This window comes from Actinospica sp., assembly GCF_035552695.1.
Taxonomy (GTDB): Bacteria; Actinomycetota; Actinomycetes; order Streptomycetales; family Catenulisporaceae; genus Actinospica.
Window position 1 is genome coordinate 63048 of sequence record NZ_DASZKT010000032.1, and the last position, 24958, is coordinate 88005.

General features: G+C 69.9%; 17 protein-coding genes and 2 tRNA genes. 13 read left to right on the forward strand and 6 right to left on the reverse strand.

Annotation, left to right across the window (positions count from 1 at the left end):
- Positions 1 to 8: 8 nt before the first annotated feature.
- Positions 9 to 728 (forward strand): class I SAM-dependent methyltransferase, encoded by a 720-nt coding sequence (locus VG296_RS05645; RefSeq protein WP_325563793.1) that lies wholly within the window; start codon positions 9 to 11, stop codon positions 726 to 728.
- Positions 729 to 797: 69 nt separating this feature from the next.
- Here the strand turns inward: VG296_RS05645 and VG296_RS05650 are convergent, their stop codons facing one another.
- A complete protein-coding gene (locus tag VG296_RS05650; RefSeq protein WP_325563795.1) occupies positions 798 to 1418 on the reverse strand; it encodes a hypothetical protein in 621 nt (206 codons plus the stop codon).
- Positions 1419 to 1521: 103 nt separating this feature from the next.
- Positions 1522 to 2649: a tRNA dihydrouridine synthase DusB gene (gene dusB / locus VG296_RS05655; protein ID WP_325563797.1), complete on the reverse strand. Its 1128-nt coding sequence runs from the start codon at positions 2647 to 2649 to the stop codon at positions 1522 to 1524.
- A 145-nt stretch (positions 2650 to 2794) separates the two neighbouring features.
- Here dusB and ppdK point away from each other — a divergent pair, with 145 nt between their 5' ends.
- From ppdK to VG296_RS05685, 6 genes are all read left to right on the forward strand, one after another.
- Positions 2795 to 5512, forward strand: a complete 2718-nt coding sequence (gene ppdK, locus VG296_RS05660) for a pyruvate, phosphate dikinase (RefSeq protein WP_325563800.1) — start codon at positions 2795 to 2797, stop codon at positions 5510 to 5512.
- 20 nt (positions 5513 to 5532) lie between these two features.
- On the forward strand, positions 5533 to 6489 hold the full coding sequence (locus VG296_RS05665) for a glycoside hydrolase family 26 protein (RefSeq protein ID WP_325563802.1): 957 nt from the start codon (positions 5533 to 5535) through the stop codon (positions 6487 to 6489).
- Positions 6490 to 6601: 112 nt separating this feature from the next.
- Positions 6602 to 7471 carry a winged helix-turn-helix domain-containing protein gene (locus tag VG296_RS05670; RefSeq protein WP_325563804.1) on the forward strand — a complete coding sequence of 290 codons (870 nt, stop codon included), beginning with the start codon at positions 6602 to 6604 and terminating at the stop codon, positions 7469 to 7471.
- A 96-nt stretch (positions 7472 to 7567) separates the two neighbouring features.
- Positions 7568 to 8095, forward strand: a complete 528-nt coding sequence (locus VG296_RS05675; protein WP_325563806.1) for a PadR family transcriptional regulator — start codon at positions 7568 to 7570, stop codon at positions 8093 to 8095.
- Entirely contained in the window at positions 8092 to 8829 is a 738-nt protein-coding gene (locus tag VG296_RS05680; RefSeq protein ID WP_325563808.1) for an ABC transporter ATP-binding protein, read from the forward strand. Before VG296_RS05675 ends, VG296_RS05680 begins: the two co-directional genes overlap by 4 nt.
- A complete protein-coding gene (locus VG296_RS05685; protein WP_325563810.1) occupies positions 8829 to 11186 on the forward strand; it encodes an FtsX-like permease family protein in 2358 nt (785 codons plus the stop codon). The genes VG296_RS05680 and VG296_RS05685 overlap by 1 nt, the downstream gene beginning before the upstream one ends.
- A 36-nt stretch (positions 11187 to 11222) precedes the next feature.
- On the opposite strand, the gene VG296_RS05690 is transcribed toward VG296_RS05685, so the two are convergent.
- The 3 genes from VG296_RS05690 to VG296_RS05700 all read right to left on the reverse strand — a co-directional run bounded on the left by VG296_RS05690 (position 11223) and on the right by VG296_RS05700 (position 17135).
- Positions 11223 to 12872, reverse strand: coding sequence for an ArnT family glycosyltransferase (locus VG296_RS05690; protein ID WP_325563812.1), 1650 nt, complete (start codon positions 12870 to 12872; stop codon positions 11223 to 11225).
- Positions 12869 to 15769 carry a glycosyltransferase family 2 protein gene (locus VG296_RS05695; RefSeq protein WP_325563814.1) on the reverse strand — a complete coding sequence of 967 codons (2901 nt, stop codon included), beginning with the start codon at positions 15767 to 15769 and terminating at the stop codon, positions 12869 to 12871. Before VG296_RS05695 ends, VG296_RS05690 begins: the two co-directional genes overlap by 4 nt.
- 412 nt (positions 15770 to 16181) lie before the next feature.
- On the reverse strand, positions 16182 to 17135 hold the full coding sequence (locus VG296_RS05700; protein WP_325563816.1) for a LysR family transcriptional regulator: 954 nt from the start codon (positions 17133 to 17135) through the stop codon (positions 16182 to 16184).
- 92 nt (positions 17136 to 17227) lie between these two features.
- Here VG296_RS05700 and VG296_RS05705 point away from each other — a divergent pair, with 92 nt between their 5' ends.
- The 4 genes from VG296_RS05705 to VG296_RS05720 all read left to right on the forward strand — a co-directional run bounded on the left by VG296_RS05705 (position 17228) and on the right by VG296_RS05720 (position 23394).
- Complete coding sequence (locus VG296_RS05705; protein WP_325563818.1) at positions 17228 to 18610, forward strand: MFS transporter; 1383 nt, start codon at positions 17228 to 17230, stop codon at positions 18608 to 18610.
- 9 nt (positions 18611 to 18619) lie between these two features.
- Complete coding sequence (locus VG296_RS05710; protein WP_325563819.1) at positions 18620 to 19867, forward strand: deoxyguanosinetriphosphate triphosphohydrolase; 1248 nt, start codon at positions 18620 to 18622, stop codon at positions 19865 to 19867.
- 11 nt (positions 19868 to 19878) lie between these two features.
- Positions 19879 to 21774 (forward strand): DNA primase, encoded by a 1896-nt coding sequence (gene dnaG, locus VG296_RS05715; RefSeq protein ID WP_325563820.1) that lies wholly within the window; start codon positions 19879 to 19881, stop codon positions 21772 to 21774.
- A gap of 459 nt (positions 21775 to 22233) precedes the next feature.
- Positions 22234 to 23394, forward strand: coding sequence for an RNA polymerase sigma factor (locus VG296_RS05720; RefSeq protein WP_325563821.1), 1161 nt, complete (start codon positions 22234 to 22236; stop codon positions 23392 to 23394).
- 562 nt (positions 23395 to 23956) lie between these two features.
- Here VG296_RS05720 and VG296_RS05725 read toward each other — a convergent pair.
- Positions 23957 to 24454, reverse strand: coding sequence for a hypothetical protein (locus tag VG296_RS05725; RefSeq protein ID WP_325563823.1), 498 nt, complete (start codon positions 24452 to 24454; stop codon positions 23957 to 23959).
- Positions 24455 to 24689: 235 nt separating this feature from the next.
- On the opposite strand from VG296_RS05725, the gene VG296_RS05730 reads away from it, so the two are divergent.
- Positions 24690 to 24762 (forward strand) — tRNA-Asn (locus tag VG296_RS05730).
- 106 nt (positions 24763 to 24868) lie between these two features.
- A tRNA-Ile gene (locus tag VG296_RS05735) sits at positions 24869 to 24942 on the forward strand.
- Positions 24943 to 24958: the final 16 nt, after the last annotated feature.

Sequence of the window (24958 nt, forward strand, 5' to 3'; positions counted from 1 at the left end):
TCGGCGGCATGGGCAGGCAGCAGGATCCGACGAGCGAGGACGCGCCGCGCAGCGACCGCAAGCGGCACCGGGTGTTCGCGAGTTGGTACCCGGGGCGCGCGGCGGCGATGGACCGGGGCGGGTTCGCGGCGTACCGGGACCGTTTCCTGGCGGGGCTGTCCGGCCAGGTGCTGGAGATCGGCGCGGGCAGCGGGCTCAATTTCACGCACTACCCGCCGGAGGTCGAGCGGGTGGTCGCGGTCGAGCCGGAGGCGCGGATGCGCGAGCTGGCCCGGCAGGCGGCGGCTGAGGCCTCGGTGCCGGTCGAGGTGGTGGACGGCGTCGCGGAGGATCTGTCGTCCTTCGCCGGCCAGTTCGACGCCGCGGTGTGCTCGCTCGTGCTGTGTTCGGTCCCTGATCAGTGCGCGGCGCTCGCCCAGCTGCGTTCGGTGCTGCGCCGGCAGGAGGGCAGCGAGGTCGGCGAGGTGCGGCTGCTCGAGCACGTGCGCGCCGACGGTCGGAAGCTCGCCGGCGTGCAGCGGGCCCTGGACGCGACGGTCTGGCCGTGGATCGGCGCGGGCTGCCACTGCTCGCGCGACCTCACGAAGGCCATCGCCCCCGCCGGGCTCGCCGTGAAGTCCGCCGAGCGCTTCAAGTTCCCGCCCACTGGCCCGACGATGCCCACCTCGCCGCACATGTTGATCACCGCCGTCCCGGAGCGCCGCGCGGACCCCGGACGGCGCGGCTAGCGGAGATCGTCACCCGACGCCTGAACCAACCCCTGAACCTGACGCCGGATCAACCCTTCGGGCGCTGCATCAGCCCTTCGGGCACTGCGGCGCGTTCGGCGTGAGGGTGAGCGAATCGACCTTCCAGCGCCGGTCGGACTGGCGGGCCACGCCCAGCTGCTCGTAGGTCGAACGAACGCTCTTCGCCTGGACCGCCGCGCCGACCACGTGGGTGCGCGACTCGCCGCGGACCACGTGCGACCAGTCGGCGCAGAAGTCGACCTTCGCCGAGCGTCCGCCCTTGGCCGGGGTGTACTGCGTGGTCTCGAGCACGATCGTGCCGACCGGCTGCTGCTGGTGCCCGGTCCACTGCTTTATCTGCGTACTCACCTCGGTCAGCCCGGGACCGGTCCAGTAATCGGCGAGTTCGGTGGACTTGCCGGAGCCGGTGTACTCCGCCTGGACCATCGAGCGCATCGCCTGCTGGACCGTGAACAGCACGGCGTACTCGGTGCGGTCGGCCAGCACGGGGTGGTGGAAGGCCACGGCGACCGTCACCGGGAGAGTGATCCGCTGGTCCTGGTGCGAGGCCGTCGCGGTGGTCGGCTGGATCAGCGGCGGATCGGCCGGGGCCTGCGCACACGCAGCCGACAGCGCCGCCACCGCCCCCGCCGCGAACACGCCCGCGTATCTGCGGCCCGTCCTCGTCACACGCACCTCCCTAAGGTAACGCTGTGCGCACAAGTGTGCACCAGCTGTCACCAAAAGTGTGACGTGCGCTCTCCCCGCGCCCGTCACCCCAGGTCACGCCTGCTCAGCCACCCGAGTCGTCGAGCTCGGCGCCGTCCGGGACCGTGTCGTCGTCGCGGTTGTCGAGCCAGCCGTAGGGCAGGACGACGCGCGCCGGCGAGTTGGTCCGGCCGCGGGGCTTGCCCAGGACCTCGGTCGGGAACGGGGCGTCCTGGTCGAGCTTGCCGAGCAGGTCGTCGAGTTCCATCAGGCTCGAGGCCATGGCCATACCCCGGCGCAGATCAGTGCCGACCGGGAAGCCCTTCAAGTACCACGCCACGTGCTTCCGAAACCCTGTGACGCCTTCGCGTTCGTCCTCAAGCCACTGTACGAGGAGCTCCGCGTGGCGTCGCATGATTTTCGCGACCTCGCCGAGCGCGGGCATGGTCCGTTCGGGCCGGCCGGCGAAGGCGTTGGCGAGGTCGCGGAAGAGCCAGGGACGGCCGAGGCAGCCGCGGCCGATGACGACGCCGTCGCAGCCGGTTTCGCGCATCATGCGCAGGGCGTCGTCGGCCTCCCAGATGTCGCCGTTGCCGAGGACCGGGATGTCGACGGCCTCCTTGAGCCGGGCGATCGACTCCCAGTCGGCTTCGCCCGAATAGCGCTGTTCGCCGGTGCGGGCGTGCAGCGCGACGGCGGTGACGCCCTCCTCCTGGGCGATCTGGCCGGCCTCGACGAACGTGAGGTGGTCGTCGTCGATGCCCTTGCGCATCTTGATGGTGACGGGGATGCCGGCGTCGCGGGCGGGTTCGACCATCGCCCGGACGATCTGCCGGAACAGCTGCCGCTTCCAGGGCAGCGCCGAGCCGCCGCCGCGTCGGGTGACCTTCTTGACGGAGCAGCCGAAGTTGGCGTCGATGTGGTCTGCGAGGTTCTCCGCGACGACCATCTCGGCGGCCTTGCGCACGGTGGCCGGGTCGACGCCGTAGAGCTGGAGCGAGCGGGGCTTCTCCTGCTCGCCGAACTCGATCATGCGGTACGTCTTCGGGTTGCGGGCGACCAGCGCCTGCGTCGTGATCATCTCGCAGACGTAGATGCCCGCGCCCTGTTCGCGGCACAGCTGCCGGAAGGCGACGTTGGTGATCCCGGCCATGGGCGCTAGGACCACCGGCGGGTCGACGGCATAGCGGCCGAAGCTGAGAGAGGACGTCACTCTTCCAGGGTCTCACGGCTCGACGTGTGGCCTCTCACGTCGACAGTCTTTCTACCCGCGAGTAGTGTCTATAGACGTCAACAGGGTTGCTGGTCGTGCGGGTCAGCAACCTTTTTCCGTACGCGAGGACTTCAGGGAGCCCCACGTGCCGACGCTCGATCAGCCGTCCCCTCAGGCACCGAAATACGTGTTTGATTTCACCGAGGGCCACAAGGACATGAAGGATCTGCTCGGCGGGAAGGGTGCGAACCTCGCCGAGATGACGAACCTCGGTCTGCCGGTGCCGCCCGGATTCACGATCAGTACGGACGCCTGCCGTGCGTATCTGGCGGCCGGGGCCGCGCCGCAGGGGCTGGACGAGCAGGTCTCGGTCTACCTGACCGCGCTCGAGGCCCAGATGGGCCGCAAGCTGGGCGATCCGTCCGATCCGCTGCTGGTTTCGGTGCGGTCCGGCGCGAAGTTCTCGATGCCGGGCATGATGGAGACGGTGCTGAACATCGGCCTGTCCGACCTCTCGGTCTCGGGCCTGGCGCGGGTGGCGGGCGACGAGCGGTTCGCCTGGGACTCCTACCGGCGGCTGATCCAGATGTTCGGCAAGACCGTGCTCGACATCGACGGGGAGCACTTCGAGGAGGCGCTGGACACCGCGAAGCGCGCCAAGAACGTCACCAGCGACATCGACCTGGACGCGGCCGACCTGGCGCTGCTGGTCGACGCGTACAAGGCGATCGTGCACGAGCAGGCCGGCCGGGATTTCCCGCAGGACCCGCGCGAGCAGATGGACCTGGCGATCAACGCGGTCTTCGGCTCGTGGAACACCGAGCGCGCGAAGCTCTACCGGCGTCAGGAGCGGATCCCGCACGACCTCGGGACCGCCGTCAACATCTGCTCGATGGTCTTCGGCAACCTCGGTCCCGACTCGGGCACCGGCGTGGCGTTCACCCGTGACCCGGCGACCGGGCACTCCGGCGTGTACGGCGACTACCTGGCGAACGCCCAGGGCGAGGACGTGGTCGCGGGCATCCGCAACACCCTGTCGCTCCAGGAGCTCGAGGACCTGGACAAGGCCTCGTACGACGAGCTGATGCGCATCATGAAGGTGCTCGAGGGCCAGTACCGGGACCTGTGCGACATCGAGTTCACCATCGAGCGCGGCAAGCTGTGGATGCTGCAGACCCGCGTCGGCAAGCGAACGGCCGCGGCGGCGTTCCTGATCGCGAACAACCTCGTCGACGAGCAGGTCATCACGGCCGACGAGGCGCTTGACCGGGTGACGGGGGCTCAGCTGGCGCAGCTGATGTTCCCCCAGTTCAACCTCACGAGCTCGCCCAAGCGCATCGCCACGGGCATGAACGCCTCGCCCGGCGCGGCCGTCGGCAAGGCGGTGTTCGACTCGTACACGGCGGTGAAGTGGTCGCGCTCCGGCGAGCGGGTGATCCTGATCCGCCGGGAGACGAACCCGGACGACCTCGGCGGCATGATCGCGGCGCAGGGAATCCTCACCTCGCGCGGCGGCAAGACCTCGCACGCGGCGGTCGTGGCACGCGGCATGGGCAAGACCTGCGTATGCGGCGCCGAGGAGCTCGACGTCGACACGAAGGCGCGCCGGTTCACCGCGCCCAACGGGGTCGTGGTCGAAGAGGGCGACGTCGTGTCCATCGACGGGTCGACCGGCGCGATCTACCTCGGCGAGGTCCCGGTCGCCCCCTCCCCCGTCGTCGAGTACTTCGAAGGACGGCTCGGCGCCGATTCGGCGCGCGCCGGTGAGCTGGTCAAGGCCGTGCACCGGATCATGACCTGGGCCGACGAGAAGCGCGCACTGTACGTCCGTGCGAACGCCGACAACCCGGACGACGCCGCGCGCGCCCGGCGCTTCGGCGCGCAGGGCATCGGCCTGTGCCGCACCGAGCACATGTTCCTCGGCGAACGGCGCGCTCTGGTCGAGCGGCTGATCCTCGCGGAGGACGACTCCGAGCGGCAGAAGGTCCTCGCCGAACTGCTGCCGATGCAGCGGGAGGACTTCGTCGGGATTCTGACGGCGATGGGCGGCCTTCCGGTCACCGTCCGGCTGCTCGACCCGCCGCTGCACGAGTTCCTGCCGGACCTCACCGAGCTGTCCGTGCGCGTCGCCGTGGCCGAGGCGCGCGGCGAGGACAACGAGGCGGACCTGCGTCTGCTGCAGGCCGTGCACAAGCTGCACGAGCAGAACCCGATGCTCGGCCTGCGCGGCGTGCGGCTCGGCCTCGTGGTCCCTGGGCTGTTCATCATGCAGGTCCGCGCGATCGCCGAGGCGGCGGCGCAGGTCGCCAAGGCCGGCGGCGTGGCCCGCGTGGAGATCATGGTGCCGCTCGTCGGCGCCGTGCAGGAGCTCGAGATCATCCGCGACGAGGCGCACGCCGTGCTCGACGAGGTCACCGAGACCACCGGCGCCGACATCCGTGCCCTGATCGGCACGATGATCGAACTGCCGCGCGCCGCGCTGACCGCCGGTCAGATCGCCGAGGCCGCCGAGTTCTTCTCCTTCGGCACCAACGACCTGACGCAGACGACGTGGGGCTTCTCCCGGGACGACGTCGAGGCGGCGTTCTTCTCCGCGTACCTGGACCGGGGCATCTTCGGCGTCAGCCCGTTCGAGACGCTGGACCGCGACGGCGTCGGCCGCCTCGTGCAGCTCGCCTCGGAGGAGGGCCGCAAGACCCGTCCGGCGCTCAAGCTCGGCGTGTGCGGGGAGCACGGCGGCGACCCCGAATCCGTCCACTTCTTCCACGATGTCGGCCTGGACTACGTGTCGTGCTCGCCGTTCCGCGTGCCGGTGGCGCGGCTCGAGGCGGCCAGGGCGGCTGTGCGTAACCCGCGCGGCTGAGTTTGCGGCACAATGACCGGGTGAGCCGACGCCTAAGGATCCTGATCACAATCGCGGTGGTCGCATGTCTTGGCGTCGGCGCCTGGTCGGCGTGGGGGCCGCGTAACAGCGGAGACGCCGGGGCGAAGTACGAGCCGGCCGACGGGAGCGTGTACCTCGGCGTTTCCACCGACATCGGCCGACTCGACGCGTTCGACACGGCGGCGGGCCTGACCGGCGGTGCGCATCCGGCGATCTACGACCAGTGGACGACCCCCGACGGCGCCGTCCAGCCGATCCTCACCAACGCCAAGTCGCGCTCGGACATGGCGCCGATGATCTCCTGGAACCTGCCGATGACCGGCGGCCAGATCACCGACGGCAGCAAGGACGCGTACCTCAAGGCCCAGGCGCTCGCGGTGAAGAACTTCGGCGGCGCGGTGTTCGTACGCCTCGACTGGGAGATGAACGCGAGCTGGTACCCGGACTGGAATCTGCCCGCGGTGACCACGGCCCAGTTCATAGCCGGGTGGCGGCACGTGTACCAGGTCTTCCAGTCGGAGGGTGCGACGAACGCCGCCTTCGTCTGGTGCCCCACGCTGTGGAACGGCCCCGGCGGCCGCAGCCCGGACGCGTGGTACCCCGGCGACGCGTACGTCGACTGGCTCGGCATCGACGCGTACCCGCAGAGCGCGGTCACCTCGTTCATCATGAGCGGCCCCGGCGGGCTCACCGACACCGCGAAGTTCGCCGTGCAGCACGACAAGCCACTGATGGTCGCCGAGTGGGCCCCCGCCCTGCCCCAGCCGGACACCGCGGCCGCCATGGACCTCGTCTTCGACTTCGCCGCCGCGAACCCGAAGACGGTCAAGGCCCTGGTTTACTTCGATTTCGATACGAACGGCAAGGACTACACGCTCAAGGACCATCCCGTGGGCGCGCAGGAATTCCGCAAGCGCGTCGACGGGAATTCGAATTTCCTGCTGTCGCTGCGGTAGCCCTCGTGGCAGCACCCGTGACAACGCACCGGATCTTGGCTACGCTCCTGGTGAAAGCACGGGGGGCGCCCGGATGGGGATCCGGGCGCCGTGAATCACGGGGAATGCTCCAATGCGCATCCGCTTCAGCACGCAGGATTTCGGCCACATCCGTTTCGCGACGCGGCCCGCGCCGCTCTTCGAACTCAATCTCGCACTACTGAATCTCGCACGCGTCGACGGCGATCCGCTCACCGTCCGCTGGCGCCGTCTCCAGTCGCACGCACTGCTGCACGCGCTGCCGTCCGCCCTGCCGCTGCGTGACCTGATCGAGGAGGTGCGGCGAGGCGGTGCCGAGGCGTGGGACCGGCCGAGCGTGGCACAACGCCGGGCCTTCGACGCCGTACTCGCCCCGCGCTGGCAGGTCGTCGAGGACCTGCATCGCGGCGAATTCACCCGGCACGCGCTCGCGGTCGCCGAGTACGGTATCGCCCACGCTCTCGCCGCCCTCCCGCACGCGCACCTCGACGGCGACACCCTGGAGATCGACTGCTTCCGGGCCGACGAACGGCGACACGAGCACAAGGCCCGCGACCAAGACCGCGTCCGTGACCGCGACATCGTGCTGCTGCCGCACTTCCACGGCGCCGCGCACACGTACGTCACCCGGGCCGCCGAACGCCCGCTGGTCATCGCGTACCCCGCGGGCCCGGGCGCCGCACTGCTCGGCGAGGCCGCGCAGCAGACCGACCAAGCCCTCGCCGACGTCATCGGCCACACCCGCCACCGCGCCCTGCTGTTGCTCACCGAGGCCCACACGACCGGCGATCTCGCGCGCAGCCTCAAGATCAGCAACGCCACCGCCTCCGCCCACGCCACCTCCCTTCGCGCCGCCGGGCTCATCGCCTCCACCCGCACCGGCCGCACCGTCCTGCATCAGTGCACCGCCCTCGGAGAGCTCCTCATCCAGCACCGCCGGGCCCGGACGACCGCCGTCGCGTAGTTTCCGAAGATCACCTAGCCAGACCTGCCCTTCCTGGCATATCCCCAGGTCAGAACTCTATTGACCCGGCGTATACACCGAGTGCATACTGGCCACGTGAGCGTTCCTCTGACCCTGCTCGGGCTGCTCGACCGCGAGCCCAGCCACGGGTACGACCTGAAGCGGGACTACGACGAGTTCTTCGGCAAGGACAAGCCGCTGCCGTTCGGGCAGGTGTACTCGACGCTCGGCCGACTGGCCCGGGACGGGAAGGTCACCGTCGGGGCGAGCGAGCCGGGCGACGGCCCGGACCGGAAGCGGTACACCATCACCGAAGCGGGACGGGCCGAGGTGGCGACCTGGCTCGCCGAGCCGGCCGCGCCGGAACCGCACCTGCAGTCGGTGTTCTTCGCGAAGGTCGTGCTCGCCCTCATGCTCGGCCGGGACGCGGCCCGATATCTCGACGCGCAACGCGGCGCGCATCTGCGGCGCATGCGCGAATTGACCGAAATGCGGCGTGGCGGCGCGACGATGGACGTACTGCTCGCCGACTACGGCCTGTTCCACCTCGAAGCGGATCTGCGCTGGATCGACGCCACCGAGGCGCGGCTCGGCGCTCTGAGAGAAATGGTACGCAAGCCATGAGCACAGACCTGACCGCGGCGGATCCCGCGGGCGGCCCGAGCGCCACGCGCCGCGCCATCCTCGAAGCGCACGACCTGCACCGCGCCTTCGGCCAGACCCCGGCGCTGCGCGGCGCCGACCTCGCCGTGGGCACCGGCGAGATCCTGGCGGTGATGGGCCCGAGCGGCTCGGGCAAGTCGACCCTGCTGCACTGCCTCGCCGGCATCTACACGCCCGACCAGGGCGAGGTGCGCTTCGACGGGCAGCGCATCGACACACTCAGCGACGGGCGGCGCACCGAACTGCGGCGCACCGCGTTCGGCTTCGTCTTCCAGTTCGGGCAGCTGATCCCGGAACTGACGGTCGCCGACAACATCGCCATGCCGCTGCTCCTCGGAAAGGTCCGACGCAAGGAGGCGTACCAGCGGGCTGATTCCTGGCTCGAGCGGCTGGGCCTCGGCGGTCTCGGCACGCGGCGCACCGGAGAACTGTCCGGCGGCCAGGCGCAGCGGGTGGCCATAGCCCGGGCGCTCGCGCCGCGCCCCAAGGTGCTGTTCGCGGACGAACCCACCGGCTCGCTCGACTCGCTGACCAGCGAGACCGTGATGGATCTGCTGGTGGCCACGGCCCGCGCCGAGGGCACGACCGTGCTGCTGGTCACGCACGACGCCCGGGTGGCCGCGTGCGCCGAGCGGACCGTCATGGTGCGCGACGGCAAGGTCTCCGCGCTGACCGAGTTCGAGGTGGCACACTGATGTACCGGCTCGGTCTACGCCTGACGCTGCGCAGCGGCAAGGAGGCGCTCACCCGCCTCCTGGTGACCATGGCGGCCGTCGCGGCCGGCGTCACCATCCTGTTGGCCGTGCTGGCCGACTTCCATGCGTTTCAGTACACGAACAACCAGCCGCGCTGGCAGAGCACGCTGGGCGCCGCCGTCACCACCGGATCTTCGTACACGTACAAGACCACCGGCCCCGAGGCGCGGAGCGAGCTGTGGAACTACAGCGAGACGATTTTCCGGGGGCAGACGATCGATCAACTCGACGTCGCCGCCCTCGGGCCGAACGCACCGCTGCCGCCGGGCATCAGCTCCCTGCCAGGCGCCGGACAGTACTACGCGTCGCCCGCGCTGGCCGCGCTCATCGCCTCCACTCCGGGTGACCAGCTGGGCGACCGGTTCCCCGGGGTTCGAGAGGGCACCATCGGCGACAAGGCTCTGACCGGCCCGGACGCCCTGGTCGTCTACGTCGGTTACAGCCCCTCGCAGCTGGCCGTGCGGCCCGCGACGATTCAGGTCTCGACGATCTCGAGCGGCGCGCAGACCAGCGTGTGGACGAACTACTTCCGCTACGCCTTCGCGGTCGGCGCGGTCGCGTTCGTGCTCCCGATCCTCATTCTGATCGGCATGGCGACGCGGCTCGCGGCCACGCGACGCGAGGAGCGCTACGCGGCGCTGCGTCTGGTCGGCGCGACCAACCGGCAGATCGCCGTCATCTCGTCGGTCGACGCGAGTGTCAGCGCTCTGGCAGGGACGCTGCTCGGAATGCTGCTCTTCGTCCTGCTGCGACCGCTGCTGGCCGACATGGTGTTGTTCGGCACGAAGTACTTCTCGTACGCCGTCACGCCGACCGCGCTCGGATATCTCGCGCTGCTGGTGTGTGTGCCGCTCGCCTCGGCGGTCGCCTCGCTGATCTCGCTGCGACGGGTACGGATCTCCCCGCTCGGTGTCACGCGCAGGCAGACGCCTCCGCGGCCCAGCGTCGTGCGCGTGATCCCGCTCCTGCTCGGAGTCGCGCTGTTCGTCTACGGCGTGGCCGCGACGACCCGGCAACAGCTTGGCGTCGGCGTGTACCCGGGGCTGCTGCTCACACTGATCGGGCTCGTCGTCGCCGGGCCATGGCTGACCGCGACGGCGGCCCGGCTGCTGGCGCGACGGACCGGCTCGGCGCCCTCGTTGCTCGCGGCCCGACGGCTCGCGGACACTCCGAAGGCCGCGTTCCGTGCCGTCAGCGGTCTGATCCTCGCGGTGTTCCTGGGCTCGATGCTCGCCGGTCTGATGCCGACGGTCAACGAGACGACGGCCACCCCGACCGCCACCGCGCTCTCGAACGTGCTGCTCGACACCTTCTACTACTCCCCCGTGTGCGGCAACGACGTCAACTGCACCGGCGGCTCGCCGAACAAGAACGCGAACACCCCTTCCGGTCTGCTCGGTCTGACACCGGCCACCGGAGCCGCGATCGTCCAGCAACTGCAGGCCTTCCACGGCGTCGCGGTCGTGCCCTACTACTCGCTGCCGAGCGACGCGCAGATTCCGGTCGGCCCGCCGCATTCCGGGGGCTCGGCCTTGAAGCCCGGTGCCAGCGTGCCGCCCCCGCAGGACTCATACGACTCCGCCCTCAGCTGCGCGGCCCTCGCCCAACTGCCCGCATTCGGCACGTGCGCGCCCGGCCGGACGACGATCGAGGCCGATACCAGCAACCTGACCAGTGACAACCCGAAGGACAGCGCACAGCCGATCGCAGTACCCGCACTTCCCGCGGCCACCCAAGATCTCAGCACCCTGTATCTGCGCGGCGTGCTCGTCAGGGTGGACGACCCGACCACGCTGGAGCTCGTGCGTACGTTCCTGGTGACGCACACGCCGCTCTCCCAGTCCGGCATGGCCCCGCGCACGTTCGGCGAGTCCGTGCAGGCTCGGGCGCAGGTCAGCAACATCGTGCAGCGCATGATGAACATCGCCGTCGTGCTCACCCTGCTGGTCGCGGGATGCAGCCTCGCCGTCGCGGCGGGCGGCAGCCTCGTCGAGCGCAAGCGCCCCTTCACCCTGCTCCGGCTGACCGGAACCCCGGTCCGCACGCTGTACAAGGTCGTGCTGCTCGAGGCGCTGCTCCCGCTCGCCGCGGCCACCGTCCTCGCCATCGCCGCCGGCTACGGCCTCGCCGTCGTCGCCGCCACGAAGGTGGCCCCGGCGGGCACGCCGATCCCCGGCCCCGGCAGCTCCTACTACCTGACCATGGCCCTCGGCCTGCTCGCCGCGCTCGTCCTGATCAGCGGCACCCTGCCGTTCCTCAGCCGGCTCACCCGATCCGACAACGCGAGGTTCGAATGAGCACACTGAATCAGAGGGCGCACGAAACCAAAGAGCTCACGAAGTGTCCGACCGCCAGATCCAGTAGTACCCCGTCCCGTACTGGTCGCTGTCCTTGACCTTCGCGATCAGCGTGTAGCCCTTCTGTGCCATGAGCGGGCCGTCGATCGTGTTGTCGAGGCCGGCCGTCGGGCCGAAGCGGAGGACTACGAGGCCGAAGTACTGGTCGGCGATGGCCTGCTGGTACGCGGGGATGCCGCTGAGGACCTGGCCCTTCTTGGTGGTGTACGTGAACGAGAAGGTGCTGTACCACTGGTACGGCTGCGTCAGGTCGCTGAGATAGTACCTCGGGACCTCGTCCTCCTCGGCGAGGATGCGGTCGGTCACCGGGCGGACCTGCGTCTTGAGGTCGGAGACCATCTGGCTGGAGTCGGGCCAGCCGCCGTACAGCTGCGTGGACTGGACGATGGCGGCCCAGGTCAGGGCCAGGCAGACCATGATGCCCGCGAAGAGGCGGCGCGGATCGCGGGCGCCGATGCGGAGCAGGCCGGCGAGCGCGACGCCGGCCACGGGGGAGGCGAAGAGCAGGCCGAAGCCGACGTGCTTCTGCAGGGAGGTGGCCGTGTGCAGGTGCACCTGGTACACGGGCGCGAGCAGCGCCGTGAACGCCAGCGCCAGGCTCAGCAGCACGCGGACGAGGATGGCGGCGCGGGTCTCGCCGTTTCTTCGCGCCAGCCGCGCGTCGACCCAGACGCCGGCGAATGCGAGGATCGTGACACCCGCGCCCAGTTCCGCGGCCATCTTCAGTATGTAGCCGATCGAGTCGCCGCCGCTGGCCCGGTTCGTGGTCGTCGAGGTGATGCCCGCGACGTACGAGGGGCCGAGCATCTTGAGCCAGCCGTACACGAGGCCCGCGAAGGACAGCGTGAACAGCAGGCCTCTGCCGATCGACGCGATCCAGCCCCGCCGCCGCGCCTCGCCGGTGACCTTCACGCGGCCGCCGTACCTGCCCGCGAACACCGCGACGAGGGCGATGGTCGGGACGAACATCAGGCCCGCGTACTTCGTGCCGACCGCGAGCACGGCCGGCGGAACGGCGAGCAGCACGAGCGGGGCCATGCCGCGTGCGGTCGCGACGACGATCCACAACGCGAACGCGAGTAGGAACAAGGACATCGGGTCGTACGTGGCGAGCCTGCTCAGGAACAGCGTCGGCGCGGCGACCGCGAACAGTGCCGCCGCGCACGCAGCCGCCGGCCGTCCGTACAGCCGCCTCGTCACGCCCCACACGCAGCACGTCGCGCCGAGCATGAAGATCAGGCTCAGCGCGCGGGCACCTTCGAGCCCGAACAAGCCGTCCGCCGCCGCGCCGAGGACCGGGTACAGGAACGGCGCGCCCGAGAAGTACGTCGAGTAGTTGTCGTACGTGGTCTGATGGTGCAGCAGCCACGCGATCTCGTGGTGACCGGCGTAGAGGTACAGCGCTTCGTCCTCGAACGCCGTGTTGTGCAGCCGGGTCGCCAGCGCGACCTGCAGCGCGAGTACCGCGATCAGCGGCAGTCGCCCGATCAGCCAGTGCCCGAAGCGATTCGCGGTGAAGCGCTGCCACGGGCTCGGGCCGACGTAGGACGCGGGGTCGACGGTGTGGATGACGGTGGGGACGGGCGTGGCGACACGAGCCACGCCCTCAGTCGGCGTGACGGTCATCGGTTGCCCACCTTCGTCATCGCCGCGGCCAGGTTCTGGAACTGGGCCACAGTCTGCTTGTCCGCGGTCAGCGCCCAGGGTTTGGCGTCCTTGCCGGTCAGGTCGCTCACCGGACCGGCCTCCTGGTACACCACCGCGGCCACGTCGTCCCGCGCGGCCACCGCCACCTGCAGCTTCTTCAGCCAGGCGACGCGCTGGGCAGGGGTTCCGTCCAGCGAGACCTGGAGCATCAACTGCTTGCCGGGGTGCCGCGCAGCCGCCGCGGCCAGCTCCTTCGCCGGGTCGACCCAGGTCGTCTTCGGGAACTCGGCCAGGGTCAGCGCGACCGCGTCGACCTGGCTCGCGGGCGGGGTGTACAGCTGGTCGTCGCCGGGGTCGGCGGGCGTCCAGACCCACGAGACGTTCGTCGCTCCGGCCTGCGTGAACAGGTTTCTGATACGTGCCCAGGCACGCGGCACGTCCTGCGGGATGCCGCCGTTGGCGACACCCGAACTGGCCGAGTAGTTGCGGTCGGTCTGCGGCAGCACCGTGAGATACAGCGGCCTGCCGTAGGCCGCGATCTCCCGCGCCCACGTGTTGATCTGGTTGTCGTCGCTGCCGTTCGCGATCGCGGTCAGCGCCGAGGTCAGGCTCGCCTTTCCGTTGTTCGAGAACACGATCGTGAGCCACGGCACTCCGCCGTTCGCCGCGATCGAGTCCGCCCAGCCGTAGTCGAAGGAGTCACCTATCTCCTGTGTCCGGGCGGTGGTTTCGAACGTGACGCCCAACTGCTTCTCGATCGCCTCGACCCCGGTGCCGCCGTACGGCGTGGCCAGCGCGCCGACACCGATATACGGGTGCGCGGGCAGCGCGGCGGCCGTGAGGTGCAGCGGCGCCGAGGAGGCGCTGACGGCGCTGGTGTCGAGCACGAACAGCATCGCGCCGCCGACCACGACCCCCGCGAAGGCCGTCCGCGGCTTCGGCAGCCGACGCGCGGGGCGCGGAGTGCGGTGCCGACGCTGGTGCTGGTCCGGCCGCGGGATCAGCGCCTCCAGCGGCACCTCGCCGCCGTGCAACTCCGCCTCACGGCGCTCCTGGCGGGCCTGGCGCGTGTCCAGGACCACGAGGATCATGTGCATCCCGGACATCACGCACAGGTACAGCAGCCAGAATCCGGCCAGCCAGTACGCCGATCCGCCCGGCCGCAGCGCCAGCTTCACCATCGCGACGAGGCAGCCCGCGACGACGATCAGGTGCAGCTGCGCGGTGCGCCAGGGCGACATGGTGCCGCGCTTCTTCGGGGTGAGCGTGAAGTCGCCCTTGCGGCCGATCACGACCCGGAACGCGGCCTGCAGCAGCACCGGGAACGAGCCGTAGTTGATGATGATGCAGCGCCAGCTCGTGATGTCCCAGGCGGCATGCCAGAAGCCCGCGATGGACAGCGCGAAGTAGGGCACGAAGTACAGCAGGAAGTCGGTGGCCGTGGCGCCGCGTACGCCGCTGATCCCGGTGAGCACGAATAGGATCGGCGCGATGCAGAAGATCAGGTCCCGGACTCCGCACCAGTAGTGCGTGGTCGCCAGCAGGTAGTGCGCGCGCTGCTGGGCCGTCAGGCCCTTCTTGCCCTTCGGCGCGGGCAGCAGCAGATCGCGCCAGTGGTCCCACAAGATGTTGAGCGTGCCGCGCGCCCAGCGGTCCTGCTGCTTGAAGAACGAGGCGAGGTCCAGCGGTCCCAGGCCTACGGCGAGGATGCCGGTGAAGTAGACCGACCGCCAGTTCGCGGCCATCCGGATCGACGCGGCGAAGTCCTCGGTGATCGAACCCGTCGGGATGCCGCCGATGGAGTCGATCGCCGTGGCGCGCATCAGGAAGTTGGTGCCGCAGATGAACGCCGCGTTGTGCGCCGCCTTGCCGGGACACAGCAGCCGGTAGAACAGCGACTGCTGGTCGTCCGCCCAGCGCGCGACGGGGTTCTTCCGGTTGCCGTAGAACTGGCCGGACTGCACCCAGCCGACGTCCGGGTCGTCGAAGCCCGGGATCAGCTTGAGGAAGAAGTCCTCGCGCGGGATCTGGTCGCAGTCGAAGATGCACAGCAGCACGTCGCCCTCCGCGCCGACCGCTGTGCGGGCGTTGTTGATGTTGCCCGCCTTCGCGCCGCCGCCGATCGTGCGCACCACGTGCAGCACGCCGAATTCCTCGCACAGCGCGGAGATCTCGGGGACGGTGTCCCTCTTGGCCACGTAGCCGTCGTCGCAGACCACGACGACGATATCGGTGTACGGGTGCTGAGCCAGGTAGGCGTCCCGCGCGGCCCGGATCCCGGTGAGGGTGGGGCGCAGCACCTCCTCGCCCTCGTCCACGGTCGGCACGAAGACGTAGACCGGGTAGCGGAACGGGTCGACGCGGAGTTCCTCCGGCACGAACCGGCGCCCGTAGTACGCCTCGGGCTCGGCGGGCGGATTACGCGGCCACAGGCCGATGTGCAGGCCCATGGTGTGGATCGCGGCGTGCATCTCCGCGAGGTACAGCGGGATGCCGATGATCCAGCCGGGCAGCGGATGCCCGCCGATCGCTATCACGGTGAACCGCCACGACAGATAGTTCACGCCGCTGGTGAACACGGCCAGCGCGAAGGCGATGTTGCGCAGCTGCCGGCCGCGCCAACCCGCCACCCACGCGAGGCCGAGCGCGAAGGCGAACGCCGCCGCGGGCAGCCAGGGCCCCGGGCGTTCGACCGCGATGACCACGGCGACCGCGAACAGCCCGATGCGGCTGAACCAGAGCGCCCACTGCGCCACCTCCGTCGCCGGCGCGGCGATCGGGTCGTCCGGCGCGATGATCGGCAGCATGCCGGTGTCCGCGTCCTGATGCCCGGCCAGCAACGGTTTCGGACGCGGCCTGTCTTCGAGAACGGTCATATGCCTGCTTCCCCACCCTTTCGCGCAGCCTGAAGCCCCCCACAGGGCTCTTGAGACAGCTCATCGCCCGCGTCGGCACCACCATGCGACGCGAGTGTGTGATCAAATTCGGGTGTGCTCGTCAAACGAGTCAGGAGTCTATCCTCGAGCTGTGAAGAATCGGTAAAATCAAAACATGTTTTCATCTCGCAGGGTGAAGAAGTGCTCCCACTGAGCTACCCCGCGCCACCCCGGAGTCACAATTGCGCCTGTCGGGCTCATGATCGAGTCAAGGCACGGTCAAGCGCGTCTATAACGTGATGGAATCGGGCAAACTAACCTGGAATTGCACAGCAAGCAGACGTCAGATCACTGACGTCACATGATTAAACCTTGATGCCGCTCAAATTGCCGTGCTGATTGCTGTGCCTTTTCAAGCTGCTGCAACGGACGGTTCGACGGCGGCCGACGCTTCCGGCGCGGGGAACGGCGTGTGCCGGCGGGCCAGGCGCACGAGGGCATGCAGGGGCTCGGAGAGCGAGCCGAGACGCGCCTGCCAGCGCGCCTCGATGCCGACCCGGGCCAACCGCAGCGAGCACTCCGGGGCGAGTTCGAGCTCCACCAGGTCGCCGTCGGCGAGTTCGCGGGCCACGACCAAGCGCGGCACCATGGTGATTCCCCGGCCGTTGGCCACGATCCGGCGCAGCGTCGCGGTCGAGCCGGTGAGCATCCCGACCCGGGTGAACGGGCCGACGTCGCGGCCGTACTGGTCCAGCAGGTACTGCGAGGTGCAGCCGTGGTCCGCGACCATGAACTCGGCATCCATCAGCACGTCCCGGGTCAGCGGACTCCCGGTGCGGGCAAGGGGATGATCGGGGGCAGCGACGAGCACGACCTGGTCCTGGCCGATCGTGGTGTGCGGCAGCGCGGTCGGGTTGCCGTTGTCGAAGATGAACCCGACGTCGATGCGCCCGGCCGCGAGGTCGTCCGCGATCTGGTGGCGCATGCCTACGGTCAGCACCGACTCGACGCTGAACCCGGGACCGGCGGCACCGAGTTCGAGGGCTGTCAGCAGGTCGGGCAGCCACTCCGTGGACAGCGACTCGACGACGCCGATGCGCAGCCGCGGCCTGGCCCCGGCGACCTCCCGGCGCAGCCGCTCGTCGAGGTCCAGCCACGCGCGGGCCAGCGGTGCGAGCAGTTCCCCGGCGGGCGTCGGCGCGGTGCCGGTGCTGGTACGGTGCAGCACGGCCACGCCGAGCTCCTGCTCCAGGCCGCGAAGCTGATCGCTGACGCTGGACTGGGCGAATCCGAGCCGTTGGGCGGCCGCGGCGATCCCGCCGCAATCGAGCACCGCCAGGAATGCGCGTAAGTGCCGAGCCTGCATACGGGGCATTATCACACGGCCATCGGAACCTCCGATAGCCCCATCGGAATCCCGGCCTGTCGGCGCGCTGCCGAGATCCCGATCCTCGAAGCATGACGACGATCTCGCTGCCGCACGCTGCCACGGCGGAAACCACGGATCCGAAGGCCCGACGCCGGTTCTTCGGAATCACCATCGGCCTGCTGCTGGTCAACTTCGACGCCACCGTCCTCAACGTCGCCCTCCCCCGGATCGGTGCCGACCTGCACTCCTCGCCCGCCGCGCTGCCCTGGACCGCCGACGCGTACACGGTCGTCGTCAGCGGTCTGCTGCTCGCGGCCGGCGCCCTCGCCGACCGGCTCGGGTCACGCCGCGTGTTCCGCGGCGCGCTGCTCACCTTCGCCGTGTTCTCAGTGCTCTGCGCGGTGGCTCCGAACGCCGGGACGCTGATCGCCGGACGCGCGCTGCTGGGCGTGAGCGCGGCCGGGCTGATGCCCGCGAGCCTGGCATTGCTGCGCGTGCTCTACCCGGATCCCGCCCGCCGGGTTCGCGCGGTCGGCAGCTGGGCGGCCGTGACCACGCTGGGGCTGTCCGCCGGACCCGGCTTCGGCGGCCTGCTGCTCGGCCTCGACTCGCCGGACGCCTGGCGGCTGATCTTCCTGGTGAACCCGCCGTTCGCGCTGCTCGGCTTCCGGCTCATCCGCGGTATCGGCGAGCCGGAGCGCGGCCCGCGGCAGGCCGTGGACGCGGCGGGTTTGACACTCTCCATCGTGGGCCTCGGCGCCGCGACCTTCGGCCTGATCGAGTCGGGCTCCGCGGGCTGGACGAACCCGGCCGTGCTCGCCGCGCTCTCAGTATCAGTGCTCGCATTCGTCGCCCTGGCGTTGGTGGAACGGCGTGCCGCGGCGCCCGCGCTGCCGCCGGTGCTGTTCGCGCTCGCCCGGGTGCGCACCGCGCTCGGCTCCGCGCTGGTGACGAACTTCCTGTGGTACGGGCTCTGGTTCCTACTCGCGATCTGGCTGCAGACCGTCCGCCACCTCAGCCCGCTCGAGACAGGCCTCTTCTTCGTCCCGGCCGCGCTGCCCTGCTCGATGGTGCCGCCGTTCACCGCGCGCGCCGTGGCCCGCTTTGGAGCAAGGCGGGTGCAGGTCACCGGATTCGCGCTGTACGCCCTGGCCGCGGCCGTGTTCGTGGCCGTAGGTTCGAGTGCGCCGCTGTGGGTGTACGTCGTCGGCGCGCTGCTGTTCTCGCTCGCCGCGGTCCAGGTCGTGCCCGCCGTCACCTCCGAGATCTCGATCGCGGCGCCCGAACGCTACGCGGCGACCGGCCAGGGCGCGCTGTACGCCGCCCGGCAGGCCGGCTCGGCGCTCGGCGTGGCCGTCGTCAGCGCGGTCGGCACGACCAATCTGCGCGGCGCGGCCGTGACCCTGCTCGTCGGCGCGGCGCTGGCGCTCGTCCTCGTCGCGTTCGGCGGCAGGTCTAGCCAGGGGCGATAGCTTTAGACCGTGAACTATGAGCCCTCGGACATCGAGCGGTACGCCGTCGAACCGGTCAGCGGCGAGAAGCGGGGCGCGACCGACCGCACCCCGTTCCAGCGGGACCGCGCGCGGATCCTGCACAGCGCCGCGCTGCGCAGGCTCGCCGGGAAGACCCAGGTGGTCGCCCCCGGCGAGTCCGACTTCCCGCGCACCCGGCTGACCCACTCCCTCGAAGTCGCGCAGATCGGCCGGGAGATCGCCGGGGCGCTCGGCGCCGACCCGGACCTCGCCGAGGCGGCCTGCCTGGCGCACGACTTGGGCCACCCGCCGTTCGGACACACCGGCGAGGCCGCGCTCGACGACGTGTGCGGCCACATCGGCGGCTTCGAGGGCAACGCGCAGAACCTGCGGATCATGAGCCGCCTCGAGGCGAAGATCATCACGCCGGACGGCCGGTCCGTCGGCATCAACGCGACCCGCGCGCTGCTCGACGCGACGACGAAGTACCCGTGGCGGCGCCGCGAGGGCCTGCGCAAGTTCGGCACGTACCGCGACGACCTGCCCGTCTTCCGCTGGGTGCGCGCCGCGACGCCGACGGAATACGCCGAGGCCAAGTGCTTCGAGGCGCAGATCATGGACTGGTCGGACGACGTGGCGTACTCGGTGCACGATCTCGAGGACGCGATCGTGTCCGGGCAGTTGGATCTTCGGGTCCTGAAGGCGGACGCGGAGCGCGACGGACTGTTCCAGCGGACTCTCGGCTACGCCCCCGACGCCTCCACCGAGGAACTCGCCGAAACCCTCGACCGCCTGCAGTCCGTGGAGTGGTGGCCGACCGATTTCGACGGCTCATTCACCGCGCAGGCCCGCCTCAAGCGCACATCGAGCGAGCTGATCGGCCGCTTCTGCCGACCGGTGGTGCAGGCGACGAAGGATGAACATGGCCCCGGCCCGCACCAGCGCTACGCGGCGCGGCTGATCGTGCCCCGCCAGGTGCGCTTGGAGTGCGAGCTACTCAAAGCGGTCGCGGCGCGGTACGTGATGGAGACGGATCGGGCTCTGACGCTGCGCCGGACGCAGAGCGATCTGATCAAGGACCTCGTGGCCCGGCTGAGCAATCGCCCCGACCTGCTCGACCCGCCGTTCGCCGAGACGTACGCGAGCGCACCGGACGACGGCGCACGGCTGCGCGTGTTCATCGACCAGGTGTCCACCTACACGGACGCGAGAGCATACGCGACGTACCGGACGCTTCTTGTCAGTACTGGGAAGTAAGCTTCTGACCCATGGCCGGGCGGATCAGGGACGAGGACGTGCGCGCAGTGCGCGACGCGTCGGCGATCGCTGACGTCATCGGCGAGTACCTGCAGCTGCGTTCGGCGGGCGGCGGCAACCTGAAGGGCCTGTGCCCCTTCCACGACGAGAAGTCGCCGTCGTTCAACGTGACCCCCTCCCGCGGCATGTATTACTGCTTCGGATGCGGCGAGGGCGGCGACGTCATCACCTTCATCACGAAGGTGGAGGGCCTCGCCTTCAACGAGGCGGTCGAACGCCTGGCGAAGCGGGCCCGGATCGAGCTGCGCTATGCCGAGGGCGGCTATACGAAGCGTGCGGTGAGCAGCGAACGCGCGCGGCTGCTGGAGGCGAACCAGGTCGCCGCACAGTATTACCGTGAGCAGTTGGCCGCGCCGGGTGCGCGCGTGGGCCGGGAACTGTTGGCCGGCCGCGGCTTCGACCAGTCCGCGGCGGAGAAGTTCCGCATCGGCTACGCGCCGGACGGCTGGGACAACCTGATCCGGCACCTGCTCACGCGCGGCTTCACCGAGCGGGAGCTGACGACGGGGGGCCTGGCCTCGCAGGGACAGCGCGGCCTGATCGACCGCTTCCGGAATCGGCTGATGTGGCCCATCGCGGACGTCGGCGGGGAGATCATCGGCTTCGGCGGTCGTCGGCTGTCCGAGGACAAGAACAGCCCCAAGTACCTGAACACGCCCGAGACGCCGCTCTACAAGAAGTCATCCGTGCTCTACGGCCTGGACCTCGCGCGGCGGGACATCGTCAGCCAGCAGAAGGCCGTCGTCGTCGAGGGCTACACCGACGTGATGGCGTGCCATCTGGCCGGCGAGGGCACCGCGATCGCCACCTGCGGCACCTCCTTCGGCGAGGAGCACATCAAGATACTGCGAAGGCTGACCGGGGACCGGAACCAGTTCCTCAGCGCCAAGATCGTGTTCACCTTCGACGGCGACTCGGCCGGGCAGAAGGCGGCGCTGCGCGTCTTCACCGAGGACCAGAGGTTTGTGACGCAGACGTACGTGGCCGTGCAGCCGGAGGGCCTCGACCCGTGCGATCTGCGGATGGCCCAGGGCGACGCGGCGGTGCGCGCGCTCGTCGAATCGCCCGTGCAGCTCTTCGAGTTCGTGATCAAGACCCAGCTCGCCGCGCACGACCTCAACACCCCCGAGGGCCAGGTGCAGGCGCTGCGCGCCGCGTCCCCGGTCGTCGCCGGCATTCGGGACGACGCGCTGCGACAGGGCTACGCGCTCCGGCTGTCCGGCTGGCTCGGGCTCGACGAACAGGTGGTCCGCGCCGAGATCCGCCGCGCGGCGCCCCGCCGGGACCGCGCCGCGGTTTCTTCGGGACCGCAGCAACGTGCCGCGGCCCCGGGGCCCGCGGCGTCGCCCGTCGTCGAGGTCCCCGCGCGGGACCGGCACCGGCAGCGCGAGGCGCTGAAGATCGCGCTGCAGTACCCGATCGCGGCCGGGGCGCTGTTCGACGACCTCGAGTTGGCGGAGTTCACCCTGCCCGGCCACGCCCTCGTCTCGCAGGCGATCGCGGCCGCCGGAGGCTGCGCGGCGGCCCGATCCGCGGACGAGTTCCGGGAAAAGGTGATGACGTCCGCGCCGGACGACCGCGTACGCGGCATGATCAACGAGCTGCTCGTGGAACCCCTGCAGGTACGGCGCTCGGCAAAGAACCGTGACCAGGTCGAACAGCAATACGTCGAGACCTGCATGAGCTCGGTGCGGCTGAGCGCGGTGGAGCGGCGGATCTCCTTGCTGCGCGCGCAGATGCTGCGTGCCGGGGCCGCCGGGGACCCGGACGCGCAGGCGGCCCTGTTCGGACAGCTCCAGCAGTACCAACAGTACGCCGCGCAACTCAAATCCCGCTACGGACTGTAGAACCCGGGCCTCCGCAAGGGATCAATCACCGCGCACTGGTGCACAACCGGCGCGCCCGGTGACCCGGATTGACCCGGAATCCGCGCACCTGCACCGGTAAATAACGCAAAGTTCCTCGGCTTCGGAGGCGCAAACCTCCGCGCGCCGGGGTAGGGGTGTTATCGCAAGGAACCCACAGTGCCGTCGGTCCCAGCTAGCTGCCCGGCGGCGCGAGCCAAGGATCGCCAGTGGGGCAGAGCGTGCGGCGGCCCAAGCGGGTGCAGCACCCGCGCACGCTGCCTGCTGGCCGTTGATGCGAACGGAGTTCGGATGGACGGCGCGCTCGCCCGAGTGTTGACGGATCCTGATACAACCACCCCCGCCCCGGGGGCCACACCAGCCGGGGCGCGGAACGGGCGCATCCTCAGACTCGTGGAGCCGCCGGCCGACCCTCCGGAGCAGACTCAGCCGGAGCCGCTGATGGCACAGGGACAGGTAGCGCAGCAGGCAGGCGAGGCGCAGGCGGCGCCCGACGCCGAGCAGGCCGACCTCAACGGCGGTCTGCTCGCGGAGGTCGTGCAACTGCCGCTGGCGAGGACCGAGGCGCAGTCGCGGAGCCTGCGTGAGCCCGACCCCTCCGAGATGGAGCAGGAGGAGCAGGAGACCCAGCCCACCGAGAAGGAGGAGGCCGCCGCCGAGGCGCACGTGACCGCGTGGGCCGACTCGGCGGGACCCGCGGGCGACCTGTTCCGGCAGTATCTGCGCGAGATCGGCCGCATCCCGCTGCTCACCGCCGTGCAGGAGGTCGAGCTCGCCCGCGCCGTCGAGGCCGGCCTGTTCGCCGACGAGAGGCTGCTGACGACCTTCGACCTGCACGCCGAGGACCGCCGCGACCTGCACGTGCTCGTGCTCCAAGGCCAAAGCGCCAAGCGCAAGCTGATCGAGGCCAACCTGCGCCTCGTCGTCTCCATCGCCAAGCGCTACATCGGCCGCGGAATGTCGATCCTGGACCTCGTCCAGGAGGGCAACCTGGGCCTGATCCGCGCGGTGGAGAAGTTCGACTACGCGCGCGGCTACAAGTTCTCGACGTACGCCACGTGGTGGATCCGGCAGGCGATGAGCCGCGCACTGGCCGACCAGGCCCGCACGATCCGCGTACCGGTGCACGTCGTCGAGCTGATGAACCGCGTCGTGCGGCTGCAGCGTGCCCTGCTCCAGGCCAACTCCATCGAGCCCACGCCGGAGCAGATCGCCGAAGTCCTAGGCGTCCCCACCGAGCGCGTCATCGAGGTCCTCCGCCTCGCCCAGGAACCGGTCTCACTCCACGCCCCCGTCGGCGAAGAGGACGACGTGGCCCTAGGCGACCTCATAGAGGACGCCGACGCCGAGTCCCCCGCCGACTCCGTCGCCGTAATGATGCTCAGGGAACACCTGGACACCCTGCTCTCCACCCTCGGCGAGCGCGAGAAGCGCGTAGTACAGCTGCGCTACGGCCTAACCGACGGCGAGCCGCACACCCTCGAAGAGATCGGCCGCACCTTCGGCGTCACCCGCGAGCGCATCCGCCAGATCGAGGCCAAGACCCTCGCCAAGCTCCGCGGCCACTGTTACGCCGACCAGCTGAAGGACTACCTCCGCTAACCCCGGCGGCGCCCCCACCCGCGCCGCCGGCCTTGGCCGTACATCCCCCACGGCTTGATCTTGATATCCCCACGACCTGGATTCCCCACGACCTGCTTACGCCTGATATCCCACTACCCGACACCCCACCACCTGTTTACGCGTGCTCCCCCACCACCTGATATCCCCGCCACCGTTTACGTGTGCTCCCCACCACCTTTTACGCGTGCTCCCCCACCACCTGATATCCCCATATCCCCACCACCTGGCTTACGCCAGCTCCCCCACCCGGCGCACCCACGACGTCTCTTCCTCGTCCCCGCCCCGTCCGCCCCGCCCGCGTTCACCCACCCCCACGGCCGCAACACGCTCCGCGACACTGACCACGGCGCTCCGCGCCAACCAGACGACCTCGTCAAACTGACGGCGAATCCACCGCACCGCGGCCGACGACGCCCCAGTGCGGGCGCTCCCGCCCCACCCCTTCCAGCCTCCGCCGCCTCCCCTCTCCCACTCTTTCGTCCCTCCCCTGCCCTGCTCCTTCGTCTTTCCCCAGCCCTGCTCCTTCGTTTCTCCCCTCCCCCTACTCCTTCGTCGTCGCCTCACCCTCCCCCTCGTTCTTCGGCTTCGGCTGCACGTACGGCGCCGACATCCCCCCGTGGTACGCCTCGTGCTGCGAGTTGTTCGAGTGATTCGCGTGGTTCGACCGATGGACGTGCAGGTTCGGCCGCCCGATCCGCACACTGTGCCCGTTCACCCGCACGCCGTGCTTGCGCACTCCCCCCATCAGCCGCTTCGTCCTACGCCGCAGAGCCGCCGGCTCCCCGTCCTTGCCCTCCGCCGACTCGCCCTCGCCGTCCGACTTCCCGCGGTTCTTCACCTTCCGCGCCGCGGCCCCCGCCACCGAAGACCCCGCGTTCCCGACCTTCTGCAGCGCGGTCGAGGCCCCGCGGCGTACCCGCGTGTCATGCACCACCGCGGATGCCGCCGCGGCGGACCGGTCGTAAAGCCCCCGTCCGGCACGACTACCCGCCAACAACCCCGCGGCCAGCCCCGCCGCGAACCCCAACTTCGCGCTCACCTGCGCCTCCTCAGATCAGAGCACAAAAGTACGATTTATCCTGTTAGGAACCATCGCCCCGGATACCCCGCCCGCCGCCCCTCAAACCGGCCGCCCTCCCCGTCGCCCCCGCCACCTCCCAGAAACCCCCTCGCCGCACCCCGATAACCCGGTTGGCCCGCGCCCCCCTGAATGCGCTAAGGTTGTCCCCGCGAGGTCGAGTGGCAAGCCAATCGGCCAAGCTGAAGTGCACCAATCCTGCATAGCTCAATTGGCAGAGCAGCCGGCTGTTAACCGGCAGGTTATAGGTTCGAGTCCTATTGCAGGAGCGCGAGAACGTCTCCGTGGCCCCGCGCCCCGGAGACGTTTTGCATCCGGCGGGCGAATTGGTTGATACCGGACAGAACCGGGCACAACCCCTCCGCCGGAGCGCCAGGGGCGGTAGCTCAGCCGGTTAGAGCAGAGGACTCATAATCCTTGGGTCGTGGGTTCGAGTCCCACCCGCCCTACCGAGGTTGGACATCC